This window comes from Flavobacterium sp. WV_118_3, from assembly GCF_039778605.1.
In the GTDB taxonomy this organism is placed as follows: Bacteria; Bacteroidota; Bacteroidia; order Flavobacteriales; family Flavobacteriaceae; genus Flavobacterium.
In genome coordinates this window covers 3,061,229-3,077,918 of the sequence record NZ_CP156060.1, presented here as the reverse complement: position 1 = coordinate 3,077,918, position 16,690 = coordinate 3,061,229, and the positions used below count along the sequence as shown (strand labels likewise).

The 16,690-nt window shown below is 40.3% G+C and carries 14 protein-coding genes; 8 read left to right on the top strand and 6 right to left on the bottom strand.

Annotation, left to right across the window (positions count from 1 at the left end; translation table 11 throughout):
• The first annotated feature begins 15 nt into the window (after positions 1-15).
• Positions 16-1,098, top strand: a complete 1,083-nt coding sequence (gene dinB / locus ABFU83_RS14320; RefSeq protein ID WP_347066912.1) for a DNA polymerase IV — start codon at positions 16-18, stop codon at positions 1,096-1,098.
• A 50-nt stretch (positions 1,099-1,148) separates the two neighbouring features.
• Here dinB and pyk read toward each other — a convergent pair whose 3' ends face one another.
• The 5 genes from pyk to ABFU83_RS14295 all read right to left on the bottom strand — a co-directional run bounded on the left by pyk (position 1,149) and on the right by ABFU83_RS14295 (position 5,602).
• A complete protein-coding gene (pyk, locus tag ABFU83_RS14315; protein ID WP_136403477.1) occupies positions 1,149-2,579 on the bottom strand; it encodes a pyruvate kinase in 1,431 nt (476 codons plus the stop codon).
• A 5-nt stretch (positions 2,580-2,584) separates the two neighbouring features.
• Positions 2,585-3,070: an IPExxxVDY family protein gene (locus ABFU83_RS14310; RefSeq protein WP_136403476.1), complete on the bottom strand. Its 486-nt coding sequence runs from the start codon at positions 3,068-3,070 to the stop codon at positions 2,585-2,587.
• Positions 3,071-3,165: 95 nt separating this feature from the next.
• Positions 3,166-3,906 (bottom strand): ribonuclease III, encoded by a 741-nt coding sequence (gene rnc / locus ABFU83_RS14305; RefSeq protein ID WP_347066910.1) that lies wholly within the window; start codon positions 3,904-3,906, stop codon positions 3,166-3,168.
• A gap of 7 nt (positions 3,907-3,913) precedes the next feature.
• Positions 3,914-5,167, bottom strand: a complete 1,254-nt coding sequence (fabF, locus tag ABFU83_RS14300) for a beta-ketoacyl-ACP synthase II (RefSeq protein WP_347066908.1) — start codon at positions 5,165-5,167, stop codon at positions 3,914-3,916.
• Between the two features lie 198 nt (positions 5,168-5,365).
• Complete coding sequence (locus ABFU83_RS14295) at positions 5,366-5,602, bottom strand: acyl carrier protein (protein ID WP_019037482.1); 237 nt, start codon at positions 5,600-5,602, stop codon at positions 5,366-5,368.
• 174 nt (positions 5,603-5,776) lie between these two features.
• Here ABFU83_RS14295 and ABFU83_RS14290 point away from each other — a divergent pair, with 174 nt between their 5' ends.
• From ABFU83_RS14290 to ABFU83_RS14275, 4 genes are all read left to right on the top strand, one after another.
• The gene (locus ABFU83_RS14290) at positions 5,777-6,340 is read left to right on the top strand and encodes a phosphoribosylglycinamide formyltransferase (RefSeq protein WP_347066906.1); all 564 of its coding nucleotides are present in this window, start codon (positions 5,777-5,779) and stop codon (positions 6,338-6,340) included.
• 1 nt (position 6,341) lies between these two features.
• A complete protein-coding gene (gene rnhA / locus ABFU83_RS14285; protein ID WP_347066904.1) occupies positions 6,342-6,818 on the top strand; it encodes a ribonuclease HI in 477 nt (158 codons plus the stop codon).
• A 99-nt stretch (positions 6,819-6,917) separates the two neighbouring features.
• A complete protein-coding gene (locus ABFU83_RS14280; RefSeq protein ID WP_136403471.1) occupies positions 6,918-7,847 on the top strand; it encodes a PfkB family carbohydrate kinase in 930 nt (309 codons plus the stop codon).
• 64 nt (positions 7,848-7,911) lie between these two features.
• Positions 7,912-9,810 (top strand): amidophosphoribosyltransferase, encoded by a 1,899-nt coding sequence (locus tag ABFU83_RS14275; protein WP_347066902.1) that lies wholly within the window; start codon positions 7,912-7,914, stop codon positions 9,808-9,810.
• A 227-nt stretch (positions 9,811-10,037) separates the two neighbouring features.
• Here the strand turns inward: ABFU83_RS14275 and ABFU83_RS14270 are convergent, their stop codons facing one another.
• Positions 10,038-10,646, bottom strand: a complete 609-nt coding sequence (locus ABFU83_RS14270) for a superoxide dismutase (RefSeq protein WP_347066900.1) — start codon at positions 10,644-10,646, stop codon at positions 10,038-10,040.
• Positions 10,647-10,765: 119 nt separating this feature from the next.
• Here ABFU83_RS14270 and ABFU83_RS14265 point away from each other — a divergent pair, with 119 nt between their 5' ends.
• The 3 genes from ABFU83_RS14265 (at position 10,766) to ABFU83_RS14255 (ending at position 16,661) form a co-directional block, all read left to right on the top strand.
• Positions 10,766-13,918, top strand: coding sequence for a UvrD-helicase domain-containing protein (locus ABFU83_RS14265; RefSeq protein WP_347066898.1), 3,153 nt, complete (start codon positions 10,766-10,768; stop codon positions 13,916-13,918).
• A gap of 33 nt (positions 13,919-13,951) precedes the next feature.
• A complete protein-coding gene (gene kbl, locus ABFU83_RS14260; RefSeq protein WP_347066896.1) occupies positions 13,952-15,148 on the top strand; it encodes a glycine C-acetyltransferase in 1,197 nt (398 codons plus the stop codon).
• 109 nt (positions 15,149-15,257) lie between these two features.
• Positions 15,258-16,661 carry an OmpA family protein gene (locus tag ABFU83_RS14255; protein WP_347066895.1) on the top strand — a complete coding sequence of 468 codons (1,404 nt, stop codon included), beginning with the start codon at positions 15,258-15,260 and terminating at the stop codon, positions 16,659-16,661.
• The last annotated feature ends 29 nt before the right edge of the window (positions 16,662-16,690 follow it).

The following is a 16,690-nucleotide window of genomic DNA, read 5'->3' as shown; positions in this document are numbered from 1 at the left end:
GCCTATATTTACTTTATGGAAACGACCCCGAATTTCAGAAAGATTATTCACGTGGATATGGATGCGTTTTATGCTTCTGTAGAGCAAATGGATAATCCGGAATTAAAGGGGAAGCCGGTAGCCGTTGGCGGAAGTGAAGTCAGAGGAGTGGTTTCAGCAGCGAGTTATGAAGCCCGTAAATTTGGCGTTCGAAGTGCGATGAGTGGTTATATGGCGCGCAAAAACTGTCCGGAACTTATTTTTGTTCGTCCCCGCTTTGACCGGTATAAAGAAATCTCTAAAAAAATCCGGAAAATATTTTACGAATATACTGATCTGGTAGAACCGCTTTCGCTGGATGAGGCCTACCTGGACGTAACGGAGAATAAAAAAGGGAATCCGAGTGCCACGCTAATCGCGCAGGAAATCCGGAAACGTATTTTTGAGGAAATCGGACTAACGGCTTCAGCGGGAATTTCGGTAAATAAATTCCTGGCAAAAGTAGCCAGTGACTATAACAAACCCAACGGACAAAAAACAATTAATCCTGAAGAAGTAATCCAATTTCTCGAAGACCTGGATATTAAAAAATTCTACGGTATTGGGAAAGTAACGGCCGAAAAAATGTACCAGAACGGGATTTTTACCGGAAAAGATTTAAAGGCAAGATCGCTGGATTATCTGGAGGAACATTTTGGAAAAAGCGGAACCCATTATTACAATATTGTAAGAGGTATTCATAATAGTGCGGTAAAACCGGATCGAATGTTAAAATCGGTTGGTGCCGAAAGAACCTTTAATACCAACTTATCATCCGAAATTTTTATGATTGAAAAGCTGGAAAATATCGCAAATGAATTAGAAAAACGGCTGAAGTCTCATAAAATAGCCGGAAAAACGGTAACGTTAAAGATCAAATATTCCGATTTCACACTGCAAACGCGAAGCAAAACGCTACCGTATTTTATAGCCGACAAAGCTCTGATTCTGGAAGCGGCGAAAGAATTGCTATATCAGGAAAAAATGAAAGATTCCGTACGCTTACTTGGTATTTCGTTACACAACCTGAATACGGAAATCAAAAAAACTGTTGCCGTACAATTGCGGTTTGACTTTTAAAAAAAACCTGCCGATTTCGACAGGTTTGTACTATTTTATAATCATATGGATTAGCTGATTTGAGAAATACGCAGGGTGTTAACCATCCCTTTGTCAATTACCGGCATGGCGGCCAGATTAATCATCATATCGTCTTCTTTTACAAATCCTTTTTCTTTTGAAATGCGGTTGATGTCTTCTACGGTATCATCGGTACTCACCAATTTGTCGTAGTAGAACGTATGAACACCCCAAAGTAAACCCAGTTGGGTCACAATTTTTTTATTGGACGTAAATACCAAAATGTGAGAATGAGGACGCCAGGCCGAAATCTGGAAGGCCGTATAACCACTATTGGTTAGTGTTGAAATCGCTTTTGCATCGATATCATTGGCCATTAAAGCGGCGTGATAACAGATCGATTTGGTAATATAGCGTTTGGTTCGAACTAATGGCGGATTTTGCGGAACCTTGATTAGCGGTGAATTTTCAACACTTTCGATAATCTGCGTCATTTTTTCAATTACTTGCACCGGATAGTTTCCTACGGAAGTTTCTCCGGAAAGCATCACTGCATCGGCACCATCCATAACCGAGTTGGCTACGTCGTTAACTTCGGCACGGGTTGGTGTTAAACTGGTGATCATCGTTTCCATCATCTGTGTTGCGATAATAACCGGAATACGGGCTGTTTTGGCACGGTGAACCAGTTTTTTCTGAATCAACGGAACCTCCTGAGCCGGAATTTCCACGCCAAGATCCCCACGGGCAACCATTAGTCCGTCGGCAAAAGCAACGATTTTATCAATATTTTCAACCGCTTCTGGTTTTTCAATTTTAGCGATAATCGGAATTTTATGATCGGAATGTTTGGCAATTAGATCCTGAAGATCCTCCAGATCTTTTGGCGTTCTGACAAACGATAAGGCAATCCAGTCCACTTGATTTTCGATAGCGAAAATTGCATCACGGATGTCTTTTTCCGTTAAAGCCGGTAATGAAACTTTAGTATTTGGGAGGTTTACTCCTTTTTTCGATTTCAAAGGACCACCTTGAATTACCACGGTTTTTACCTCAGTGTTTTTATCGGTTTCCAGTACTTCAAAAATCAGTTTTCCGTCATCCAAAAGAATACGCTCTCCGGGATTTACATCTTTTGGAAACTCTTTGTAATTCATATACACCCTTTCGGCAGTTCCCAGAATATCTTCTGCAGTAGTAAACGTAATGGTATCACCTTTACTCACTACTACGTCTTCTTTCATGACACCGACGCGAAGTTTTGGGCCTTGCAGGTCGGCAAGAATAGAAGTGGTATAACCAAATTCATCGTTTAGTCCTCTAATAATATCGATACGTTCTTTAACATCCGTATAATCAGCGTGAGAAAAATTAATTCGGAAGACATTTACTCCTGTATCAATCATTTCTTTTATTATTTCTCTTGTACTACAAGCAGGGCCAAGTGTCGCTACGATTTTTGTCTTTTTTCTTGTCAGCATTGGTATTAGAAAATTAAATTATTTTTCGATTTTAGTTTGTTTTGTTCAATTTTATAGGCCGTGGTAATCTGTTTGATTGTCAACAGCTGATCAATCAATTGGTCCAGGTCAAAAAAATCGTCTGTGTTTTCAATTTTTATGATATAATCCACTTTTTTGAGTTCCGGCAACAGGTATATGTTGGTTGCGATATCAAATTCCGTTTCCTCAAAAAGGGATGTGGCTTTCGTTTGTCGGGTAACCAGTGTTGTTTTATTTGGAATCAGATTCCAAAATAATTCATGTGCTTCGTCGTCGAAAATAAAGCGGGTAAAATGACTTTTTCCTTCCGGTACCTGAATACCGATATCCTTGCTGCTTTTTTCGAATGTAACGGGAAGCTTCTGGTTGATAAAATAGGCTAACCGATAGTCTTCCAGAGTCGAATGAATTGCAATCAATTCATAATCTTCGGAGATAAAATCGTTAATCAGTAGTTTATGAATAGCCATATTCTTTGAAAAAAATCCAAGGGTAAAGATACTACATTAAAGATTTAAAAAACAGGAAAGTAAGGTTGTTAACGATAATTTAGCAAAGACTGCACTTACTTTTTGTTAATTTTTTCCTGTAATGCGAAATAGGCGCGTTGTGAGGCTTTTTCCTCGGCCTTTTTCTTGGAAGTAGCTCTGGCTTTGGCTATGATTTTATTGTCGATCTTTAGTTTTACGCCAAAATATTTGATTCCTTCGTTACCGTTATCTTCGAAAACGTCGTACTGGAAGGTATGTTTTTCTTTCTGACACCATTCGATAAGCAGGCTTTTGTAGCTGATTACTTTTCCTTCGAGTTTGGCAATATCCACATACGGAACGATCACTTTTTTATGGATAAATTTCTCGCAATAGGTAAAGCCGCGATCCAGATAAATAGCGCCGATTAAGGCTTCAAATAAATTGCCGTGAATGTTTTCGCCAAAGTGCTGTGTCGATACTTTGCTTTCCACATGTCGGATCAGGTTCAGGTCTTTGCCGAGTTCGTTCAAATGTTCGCGACTCACAATTTTAGACCGCATTTTGGTCAGATAACCTTCGTCGCCGGTTGGAACTTTATTGAACAAATGTGCCGCAATTACCGATCCCAGCATGGCATCGCCTAAAAATTCCAGCCGTTCGTAGTTCATCGGATTGCCCTCATCATCAGATTTATTCATCGAACGATGGGTAAATGCCTTGCGGTAATGAATCATGTTTAGGGGTTTGAATCCCAGTATTTTAGAAACTTCATCAAAAAAAATCCCGTCTTCATTAGAGCGGGAATTTGAAAATATTTTTTTGATAATACTCATTACAAGACTACAGATCCAATTTTTTTACAAGTACACAAGCATTGTGACCACCAAAACCAAATGTATTGCTCATAACCACTTTCATATCTCTTTTCTGAGCCTGGTTAAAAGTAAAATTCAATTTATTGTCGATGTTTTCATCGTCTGTAAAATGGTTGATGGTTGGCGGAACGATTCCGTGTACAATCGAAAGGATAGAAGCGATGGCTTCTATAGCTCCGGCAGCACCTAACAAGTGACCGGTCATCGATTTGGTAGCGTTCAGGTTTAGGGTATAGGCATGTTCACCAAATACGTGTTGGATTGCTTTACTTTCGGCAATATCACCAAGAGGTGTCGATGTACCGTGCATATTCACACCGTCTACGTCGGTAGGTTGTAAACCGGCATCGCGTAAACAGTTTAACATTACATTTTTTGCACCAAATCCTTCCGGATGCGGAGCCGTAATGTGATGTGCATCGGCCGACATACCACCGCCGCCTATTTCGCAATAGATTCGGGCGCCACGGGCTACTGCGTGATCGTATTCTTCCAATATCAAAGCACCGGCACCTTCACCTAAAACAAAACCTTCACGATCTTTGTCCATCGGACGGGAAGCCGTTTTTGGGTCATCATTTCGGGTTGATAAGGCATGCATGGCGTTAAAACCACCCATTCCGGCAATAGCTACAGCTGCTTCAGATCCGCCGGTAACCATTACATCGGCATGTCCTAAACGGATGTAGTTAAAGGCGTCTATAAGCGCATTTGTGGAAGAGGCACAAGCCGAAACCGTAGTAAAGTTTGGTCCTCTAAAACCATATTTGATGGAAATATGACCGCCTGCAATATCGGCAATCATTTTAGGGATAAAGAACGGGTTGAATTTCGGGATACCATTACCTCTCGCAAAATCGGTCACTTCCTGTTGGAACGTTTCCAATCCGCCAATTCCGGATCCCCAGATCACACCTACTCTGTCTTTGTCTAATTTATCAAAATTGAAATTCGCATCGTTAACGGCTTCTTCGGATGCCACCATTGCATATTGTGCATAGCGATCCATTTTTCGAGCTTCTTTACGATCTATGAAATTCTCAACATTAAAACCTTTTAATTCGCAGGCAAATTGTGTTTTGAAGTTGGAGGCATCAAAATAAGTAATTGGAGCGGCTCCGCTTACACCGTTAATAAGACCATTCCAGTATTCTTGAATATTGTTTCCAATAGGAGTAAGAGCACCTAATCCTGTTACTACAACTCGTCTTAATTTCATACGTTCAATTTTATAGTTTCAATTTAAACAAAAATACCCATGTTGTTTTCTTTTATAAACTAAAGGAAACATGGGCAATTTGATAGTATATTTAATGATTGTTACCAATCAGTTGTATTTCTTAACCAAATACCGTTGAAAAATAATAACACCCATGTATTCACAGTAAAACCGGAATACATGGGATTAATGAGGTTATTATTTTTTAGCTTCTTCTATGTAAGAGATAGCTTGGCCAACAGTAGAAATGTTTTCAGCTTGGTCATCTGGAATTTGAATATCGAATTCTTTTTCGAACTCCATAATAAGCTCAACAGTGTCTAATGAATCAGCTCCTAAATCGTTAGTGAAGCTTGCTTCCGTTACAACTTCGTTTTCGTCAACACCTAATTTGTCTACGATAATCGCTTTTACTCTTGATGCAATGTCTGACATAATCTTTAATTTTAAAATTTAATTTGTTGGCAAAAATAAAAAACTTTATTTTAAAACAACATTTTAGTTAATAAATGTAGCTACGAAAATAAAAAATTAATTTGAAAAGGCTCTCAAAAACTGTTTAATATCATTTATTATTCTTTTTTTTGCGGTCTGAAAAACAAAGGATAAATGAGAAAGATCGTCATATTTGCCTCGGGTTCGGGAAGCAATGCAGAAAAAATAATTTTACACTTTAAAAATAGTAATTCAGGGGTTGTTTCGGCTGTTTTTTCGAACAAACCGGACGCAAAAGTGTTGGAGAAATCCCAAAATTTAGGAATTTCGACTGTTGTTTTCGACAAAAATGCGCTTTCCGACGGTACGGTTTTGGCAAAAATTGACGCGATCGATCCCAATTTAATCGTTTTGGCAGGTTTCCTTTGGAAGTTTCCGGAATCGATTATCGAACATTATCCGGGGAAAATAATTAACATTCATCCGGCCTTATTGCCAAAATATGGTGGAAAAGGAATGTATGGAATGAATGTACACCGTGCCATACTCGAAAATGGCGAAAAAGAAACCGGAATTACCATACATTATGTAAACGAACACTATGACGAAGGCGGTATTGTGTTTCAGGCAACCGTATCGGTGGAAGATTGTACCACACCAGAAGCCATCGCGGCCAAAGTTCACGAACTGGAACACGAACATTTTCCGACAGTAATTGAAAACCTATTAAAAGCATAATTTGAATTCTCACGAAGTACATATATATACAGACGGCGCAGCCAAAGGAAATCCCGGCCCGGGCGGTTATGGTGTAATCCTGGAATGGGTTGGTAAACCGTATAAAAAAGAATTTTACGAAGGATTCCGGCTAACAACGAATAATCGAATGGAATTGCTGGCGGTAATTGTTGGTTTGGAAAAACTTAAAATACAGGGAACAAGTGTTTTGGTAGTTTCGGATTCCAAATATGTGGTCGATTCCGTTTTAAAAGGATGGGTCTTCGGATGGGAAAAGAAAAACTTCGACGGTAAGAAAAATCCCGACCTGTGGATGCGTTTTCTAAAGATATACCGCAAGCACCGTGTCGATTTCAGATGGATCAAAGGACATAGTAATCATCCTCAAAATGAGCGTTGTGATCAATTGGCGGTCATGGCTTCGCAACAGGAAAAACTTTCGGTAGATACCTATTACGAAAAAGTGCAGCACGACTAAGCACAGTTTTGTAAAACTTTACGATTACTTTGTGAGGCTGAACCGTTGCAACTCTGAAACTTATGAAGTATATTTGCACCCTAATTTTCAACACGTTTTATGAACAAACTATTAATTGTAGGTACCGTTGCGTTTGATGCGATTGAAACGCCATTCGGAAAAACTGACAAGATTCTAGGTGGAGCGGCAACGTATATCGGATTGTCGGCTTCATTTTTTAATATAAAATCAGCTATCGTTTCTGTAGTAGGGGAAGATTTTCCGGAAGCGTATTTGGACTTGCTTCGAAATAAAAACATCGATATTTCGGGAGTAGAAGTGGTTAAAGGTGGAAAAACGTTCTTTTGGAGCGGACGTTACCATAACGATTTGAATTCCAGAGATACCTTAGATACCCAATTAAATGTACTGGCTGATTTCCAACCGAAAGTACCGGCCGATTATACCGATGCCGATGTGGTGATGTTAGGAAACCTGCACCCAATTGTACAAAGCAGTGTTCTGGATCAGATGACAACACGTCCGAAGTTGGTGGTATTGGATACCATGAATTTCTGGATGGATTGTGCACTACCGGAATTACTGGACGTAATGAAACGAGTAGATGTAATTACCATTAACGATGAGGAAGCGCGTCAGTTATCAGGAGAATATTCCTTGGTTAAAGCGGCTGCCAAAATCCATACAATGGGACCAAAATATGTAGTGATCAAAAAAGGAGAACACGGCGCGTTATTGTTCCATGATAAAGACGTTTTCTTTGCGCCGGCTTTACCGCTGGAGGAAGTTTTTGATCCGACCGGAGCCGGAGATACTTTCGCAGGTGGATTCTCAGGATTTATTGCACAAAGCGAAAACATTTCGTTTGGCAATATGAAAAATGCAATTGTATACGGTTCGAATTTAGCTTCGTTCTGTGTAGAAGAATTCGGAACACAACGTATGGAGCGTTTGGAAAAACACGAAGTACTATCCCGACTACAACAGTTTAAAGCGTTGACACAGTTCGACATCGCATTACAAGATTAACGGAAACATCCGAAGCCTCGAAACGGGGCTTTTTTTATTAATACACAACAACAACACAACAACTATGAGTGACGCAATAAAACACGAGTGTGGCATTGCCCTTTTACGATTAAAAAAACCATTATCCTTTTATAAAGAAAAATATGGTTCTGCATTCTACGGAATACAGAAAATGTATCTCTTAATGGAGAAGCAACATAACAGAGGACAGGATGGAGCCGGTTTGGCAAGTATTAAACTGGATGTGGAACCGGGAGAGCGCTACATTAGCAGAATCCGTTCCAATCAGTCGCAGCCGATTCAGGATATTTTTGCGCAAATCAATCAGCGTATTAACGAAGAATTGACCGCGCATCCGGAGTATAACGACAACGTGGATTTGCAAAAACAGGAAATTCCATATATCGGAGAATTGTTTTTAGGACACGTACGCTATGGAACTTTTGGTAAAAACAGTATCGAAAGTGTGCACCCGTTTTTACGTCAGAACAACTGGATGCATCGCAACCTGATTGTAGCCGGAAATTTTAACATGACCAATGTTAAAGAATTGTTCGACGATTTGGTTCGATTGGGACAACATCCAAAAGAAATGGCCGATACTGTTACTGTAATGGAAAAAATCGGACACTTTTTGGATGATGAAGTAACCGATTTGTACCAGCAATGTAAAAACGAAGGATTAAGTAAAAGAGAAGCGTCACCGGAAATTGCAGAACGTTTGGACATTGCCCGTATTTTACGACGCGCGTCCAAAAACTGGGACGGTGGCTATGCTATGGCGGGACTTTTAGGGCATGGCGATGCATTTGTAACCCGTGATCCGGCTGGAATCCGTCCGGCATTCTATTATCAGGACGACGAAATCGTAGTTGTGGCATCCGAAAGACCGGTAATTCAAACCGTATTTAATGTGCCGTTTGAAGCTATCCGTGAAATCACACCGGGACATGCGATTATCGTTAAAAAAGACGGACGCGTACTGGACGAGCAAATTCGCGAAGCCTTACCGTTAAAAGCCTGTTCGTTCGAAAGAATTTATTTCTCCAGAGGAAGTGATGCCGAAATTTATCAGGAACGTAAAGAATTAGGAAAATTGATCATGCCGGCGGTTCTGGAAGCCATCGGAAACGATACCGATAATACGGTGTTTTCGTATATTCCAAATACGGCAGAAACCTCTTTTTACGGAATGGTTGAAGCCGCACAGGACTTTTTGAACCAACGTAAGATTTCTGATATTTTAGCGAATAAAGAAGCGTTGACCGCCGAAAAATTACAGGAGATTTTATCGGTAAAACTCCGAACCGAAAAAGTAGCGATTAAAGATGCGAAACTCCGCACCTTTATTACCGAAGATAGTAGTCGCGACGATTTGGTAGCGCACGTATACGATGTAACTTATGGTGTGATCAAACCAAGTGATAATCTGGTGATCATCGATGATAGTATTGTACGGGGAACAACCTTAAAAAAGAGTATTATCAAGATGATGGATCGTTTGCACCCGAAGAAAATCGTAATTGTCTCTTCGGCACCGCAAATCCGTTATCCGGATTGTTACGGAATTGACATGGCGAAGTTGGAAGGTTTAATCGCTTTTCAGGCGACATTAGAGTTGTTAAAAGAACGCAATCTATACCATTTGGTAGACGAAGTGTACCAAAAATCAAAAGCGCAGGAAAACTTCCCGGATAGTGAAGTGGTCAACTATGTAAAAGAAATTTATGCACCGTTTACGGATCAGGAAATTTCGGATAAGATAGCTGAGATGCTAACCTCTTCGGATGTTAATGCTGAAGTGAAAATCATTTTCCAGACCGTGGCGAATTTACACACGGCTTGTTCGAAAAATTTAGGGGATTGGTATTTCACAGGTGACTATCCAACCAATGGTGGTAATCGCGTAGTGAACCGTGCTTTTATGAATTTTTACGAAGGTAAGGACGCCCGCGCATACTAACAAGTAGTTAAAAACACGCTTTTTATCGAATTTATTAGTAGATAATCTGATTTTTTTGATAGCAAAAAGCATTGACAATACATTTGTATCACCATAGCATTAGTAGGTTAAGTTTATGGTAGATTTGGGGCAAAAAGGGTGGAATTCTATTCCACCTTTTTATTTTAGGATCAATAAAAAACCCCGACAGTAGTACCATCGGGGCTATTTGTAGTTGCTATTTTAGATTATTTTGCAGCTGCATAACGTTTTGCTACTTCAGCCCAGTTAATCACATTGAAAAACGCCTCAATATAATCCGGTCTTCTGTTTTGATAGTGCAAATAGTAAGCATGTTCCCAAACGTCCATTCCTAAAATAGGAGTTCCGCCACATCCGATACCGGGCATTAACGGGTTGTCCTGATTTGGAGTGCCACAAACATCCAGTTTTCCACCTTTCTGAACACATAGCCATGCCCATCCGGAACCAAATTGTGTTGCGCCAGCTTTTGAAAACTGTGCTTTAAATTCGTCAAAAGAACCAAAAGAAGCGTTGATCGCGTCTGCTAATTCTCCAGTTGGTAATCCGCCACCGTTTGGCGACATTACTTCCCAGAATAAATTGTGATTGTAAAAACCACCACCATTATTACGAACAGCTGCTTTAGACAAATCAAGACCGTTAAGGATTTCTTCAATCGTTTTGCCTTCTAAATCGGTTCCGGCAATTGCAGCGTTTAAATTCGTAGTATAAGCATTGTGATGTTTAGAATGGTGAATCTCCATTGTACGGGCATCAATATGAGGCTCTAAGGCGTCATAAGCATATGGAAGTTTTGGTAATTCGAAAGCCATAGTCTTTTTATTTAAAGATTAGTATTAATTTTATTCAAAATTATAAATTATACTTTGGAATAAAAAATAGTAATTTTCTATTCCGATATTGGTAATGCCAATATAAACATTTCTTAATTGTGGAGAAAACTGCTTTTTCAATTTATGACGCTTCCGCCGGATCGGGAAAAACCTATACGCTTGTAAAAGAGTATCTTAAAATTTTGTTGACAGCCGACTCGAATGATGCGTATAAAAAAATTCTGGCCATAACCTTTACCAATAAAGCGGTAGAGGAAATGAAAACCCGGATTGTAAACGGTTTGTCGGAGTTTTCAAAACCCGACACCAATGACAAAGCGTTGGAGTTGATGAAGGACATTTCGGCGGAAACGCGGTTAAGTCTGGCGACAATTCAGGACAAATCGAAAGCGATCATCAAAAATATTATCCATAATTATGCGTCTTTCGATATTTCTACGATTGATAAATTTACTCATAAAGTAATTCGTGCTTTTGCACACGATCTGAATTTACCGGTAACCTTTGATGTTTCGCTCGAAACCGATTCGCTTTTAATGGAAGCCGTGGATGCCATAGTGGCCAAAGCGGGTGAGGAGAACGAACTGACAAATCTATTGGTCGATTTTTCGGTGGATAAAACCGATAACGACAGAAGTTGGGATGTGACCGGCGAATTGTTGGATGTAGGGCGATTATTACTCAATGAAAACAACCGGAACGAGATTCATAATTTCGAGGATAAATCGATCGGGGAGTTTCTGGAGGTTAAAGCTAAACTAAAAGAAGCCGTGTCGCATCTCGATGCGGATAGTGTTGCAAAAGCAGATGAAGCCATGGCGCTGATCGAAAGTAAAGGAATCGATCTCAAATCATTTTCCCGCGGAACGTTTCCCAATCATTTGGGGTATATTCAGAAAGGCGAATTAAAAAGTTCGCATAAAAAGTTTCGGGAGATCGATGATATCGCGGTTAATAAAACAGCAAAAGATAAGGATGTAATCGAGTCGATTTCCGGAGAGTTGATTGCTATTTTGGGTGCGGTCTATAAAAATTACGAAAAAAAGAATTTTTATACGGCTTTCTTAAAAAACATAACGCCATTGTCGTTGTTAAACTCGATTAGTCAGGAGTTGGAACGGATTCAGAAAGAGCAAAACATACTGTCGATTTCGGAGTTTAACGCGATCATTTATAAAGAAATTCAAAACCAGCCGGCGCCGTTTATTTACGAACGTCTGGGTGAACGCTACCGTCACTTTTTTATCGACGAATTTCAGGACACGTCCGAAATGCAGTGGCATAATCTGATTCCGCTAATCGACAATGCACTGGCCAGTGAAGATTTGTCGGGTGTACGCGGATCGCTAATGATTGTAGGTGATCCGAAACAGTCCATTTACCGTTGGCGCGGTGGAAAAGCAGAACAGTTTATTGCGCTGAGCAAATGCCATAATCCGTTTTCAAACCCGGATAAAAAGCTCGTCCGACTGGAGAAAAACTACAGAAGCTACTCGGAAATCATTCAGTTTAACAACGCTTTTTTTGCGATGTTGGCCGATGAATTTTCAAACGAAGATTACCAGGATTTGTATCGCAATCACAGTCGCCAGGAAAACAATTCCAAAATAGGCGGCTATGTCAATATCTCATTTATTCCCGAAGTGACCGAAGTAAGCGATGAAGACGGAGAAGAAACCAACGACAAGGAACAATTGTATCTGAAAGCGACCTTAAAAACGATATATGAGGTTGCTGCAAAAGGCTATGCCTATAAAGACATTGTGTTGCTTACGCGAAAACGATCGTCGGGTGTGGCGTTGGCCAATTACCTGACGGAAAACGGGATCAAGATATTATCGTCTGAAACGCTGCTGATCGAAAATGCCACCGAAGTACGACTGATTTTAAACGTGCTGCGGTATCTGAAAAACAACAACGACAAAGAAGCTAAAGCGGCCTTTTTGTATTTTGTAGCGCGCTATCGTCAAAACCAGTTGCAGATTCACGATTGTATCGAACAGGGGATGCAGCAGGAAACAGAAGTCGCATTGGAAAGTTGGCTGCGGGAACTCGGCATCGAAATTTCATTTGATGAGTGTCGGAAAAAATCGCTCTATGAAACGGTCGAAATTATAATCGCCGTTTTTATAAAAGAAAAAAGTACGATTTCCTACGTGCAGTACTTTTTGGATCTGGTATTGGAACGAGACGTGCGAACCCAGTACGGGATTGCGGATTTTCTCGATTACTGGGAAAAAAACGGATCCAAATTTAGTATTCCGTCGCCCGAAGGGAACAATGCGGTTCGTATCATGACGATTCATAAATCCAAGGGGTTGGAATTTCCGGTGGTGATTTTTCCGTTTGCGGAAGAAAACTATGCGGCCGCACCGCGGAATAAGATGTGGCTCGAAATGGAAGAAGACGAATTTGCGATTTCCAGAGCCTTGGTCGATGCCAAAAAAGAAGTATCGGAATACGGTGGAAAAGCCGCCGAAGTCTATGAAGAAAAAAGTCAGCAGGACATTCTGGATAACATCAATGTGTTGTATGTGGCGTTAACCCGTGCCGAGGAACAGCTGTATATTATTTCCGGGCGGAATGTGAGCAGTAAAGGGGAACTGCAAAATAACATGTCGTCGTTCTTTATCAAATACCTCGATTTTCAGGGTGTTTATAATGAGGATAGCATGGTGTTTGAATTCGGAGAACCGAACCGGCAATCGGTGGGAGGAAGTTATACCGATACACAGCAGCTAATCGTGGAAGTAAACGAAAAGTTAAATCCGAAAGCGATTAAGATTGCTCAACGGGAAGCATTGATGTGGGGAACGACACAGGAAAAAGCAATTGAATTTGGAAATATACTACACGAAATACTATCGTTTATCAAAACCAAAAACGACATTCCGCTGGCGTTGATCAAAGCACAGGAAACCGGATTGATTGTCCGGATGCAAAAAGAAACCGTCGAACAGACGTTGCATACGATTGTAGATCACGAAGAGCTGGGGCTGTTTTTCGAAGAAGCTGATGCGGTTTACAACGAACAAAGTATCATTAAAAAAGACAGTAGAACCATTAAACCTGATCGCGTGGTTATACGCGGGAAAACAGCCTATTTGCTGGATTATAAAACCGGAGCACATCAGGCCAAATACGCCCGTCAGCTGGAGGAATATGAATTGGCTTTACAGGAAATGGGATTTGAGGTTGCGAAAAAAACACTGGTGTATATAGGCGAAACGTTAAATGTAATACATTTGTAACCGGAATAATAATAACCGAATAAACAGCATATCATGTACGGAAAAATCAAAGAGCATTTACAAAACGAATTAAATGCCATTCAGGATAACGGATTGTTTAAAAAAGAACGCATTATCACGTCGCCACAAGGTGCGGAAATCACCATTTCGACCGGAGAAACCGTGTTAAATTTTTGTGCGAACAACTACCTCGGATTGTCATCGCATCCGGAAGTGGTTCAGGCGGCAAAAGATGCTTTGGATACACACGGATTCGGAATGTCGTCCGTTCGTTTTATCTGTGGTACGCAGGATATTCACAAAACATTAGAGCGAAAAATTGCCGATTTCTATGGTACGGAAGATACGATACTGTATGCGGCTGCTTTTGATGCCAATGGAGGTGTTTTTGAGCCGCTATTGGGAGAAGAAGACGCGATCATTTCGGATAGTTTAAACCACGCTTCGATTATCGATGGTGTGCGTTTGTGTAAGGCGGCCCGTTACCGTTATGAAAACAACAATATGGCCGATTTGGAACAGCAGTTAATCAAAGCAAATGCAGAAGGAAGACGCTTTAAACTGATTGTAACCGACGGTGTTTTTTCGATGGACGGTTTGGTAGCGCCATTGGATAAAATCTGCGATTTAGCCGACAAATACGATGCGATGGTGATGGTAGACGAATGTCATGCGGCCGGATTTATCGGAGCGACCGGAAAAGGTACGTTGGAAGCTAAAAATGTAATGGGGCGTGTGGATATTATAACCGGAACATTAGGGAAAGCCTTAGGTGGCGCTATGGGTGGTTATACAACGGCCAAAAAAGAAATAATCGAAATTTTAAGACAACGTTCAAGACCGTATTTGTTTTCAAATTCATTGGCACCGTCTATCGTGGGCGCGTCGATTAAAGTTTTTGAATTGTTGGAAAAAGATACTACATTGCGCGACAAACTGGAGTGGAATACGAACTATTTTAAAGCAGGAATGAAAGCGGCCGGATTTGATATCATCGATGGCGACTCAGCAATTGTGCCGGTAATGCTTTATGATGCAAAACTTTCGCAAGTAATGGCAGATGAATTACTTAAAAAAGGAATCTATGTAATCGGCTTCTTTTTCCCGGTGGTTCCAAAAGATAAAGCAAGAATTAGAGTACAATTGTCTGCAGGTCATTCTAAAGCGCACTTAGACAAGGCGATAAGTGCATTTACAGAGGTCGGAAAGGCATTGGGAGTAATTCAATAAGAAGTTTTTAGTAAGAAAAAGCGAATTTTTTAACAAATTGCTTTGTAGTTAATATTTTACATCTTACTTTTGCTGTAATTATAACGTATTGTAATTAAATAAAAAAAGTATGAGACATCTAAACAAATTATTCGTAGCAGCATTGATGTTTGCGGGTCTAAGTTCGCAGGCTCAGGATAGCAATAACCCTTGGGCTATTACTATTGGTGCGAATGCTGTAGACACTAGATTCAGTGCTAGCAAGAAATTAGAAGACCAGTTTTCACAGTATTTTAACGCAAAAGCCAACTGGAACATTATTCCATCAGTATCTTTTGTTAACGTTTCCAGACACATTGGAGATAACTTCTCTTTTGGCGTAACGGGATCGGTAAACAAAATCACTAAATTTGTTGAGCCAAGAGTTACAGTTCCTGGTGATTACAATGTGGTGAATCCTGGAGATTTATCTTACTACGGAATTGATGGGGTTATTAACTATAGCTTCATGAACCTTATCGGATCTAAAGTTATTGATCCGTCTGCACACATCGGTGGAGGTTATACTTTCTTTGGTGATGCTAGTACAGGAACCGTTAACGGAGGTTTAGGATTAACTTTCTGGTTCTCTGAAAACGTAGGTTTATCGTTCCGTTCAACTTACAAACATTCATTTGATGAGACAAGAGATCCGTCAGTAGACGTTCCTTCTCACATGCAACACTTCGCGGGTATTACTTTCAAATTTGGAGGTAAAGATACAGACGGAGACGGAATCTATGATAAAGATGACGCTTGTCCGGATGTACCTGGTTTAAAAGAATTCCAGGGTTGTCCTGATACAGACGGAGACGGAATTCCAGATAAAGATGACGCTTGTCCAGATGTAGCTGGTCCTAAAGAATTCCAGGGTTGTCCTGATACAGACGGAGACGGAATTCCTGATAAAGACGATGCTTGTCCTGAAGTAGCTGGTCCAAAACAATTCAACGGATGTCCTGATACAGACGGTGATGGTGTGCCAGATAACGTAGACAAATGTCCTACTGTAAAAGGTCCTAAAGAAAACGGTGGTTGTCCTTGGCCAGATAGAGATGGTGACGGTGTAGCTGATAAAGATGATAAATGTCCAGATGTAAAAGGAACTGTTGCTAACAACGGATGTCCTGAAGTTTCTGACGAGACTATCAAAAAATTAAATGCTTACGCTAAAACGATCTTGTTCAACTCTGGTAAAGCTTCTTTCCAAAAACAAACTTTCCCTGTGTTACAGTCAATCACTGCAATCTTAAAAGAGTATCCAAACTCTAGATTCAGCATCGAAGGACACACAGATAGCGATGGTAAAGATGCATTCAACCAAAAATTATCTGAAGACAGAGCTAAAGCTGTTAAAGATTATTTAATCGAAAACGGAATTGACTCCGATAGATTGTCTTCAATCGGATATGGTGAGTCTAAACCAATCGATACAAACAAAACAGCGAAAGGTAAAGCAAACAACAGACGTGTTGAGGTTAAATTAATCAAATAATTTCCCACACAAATAAATATGGAAAACGC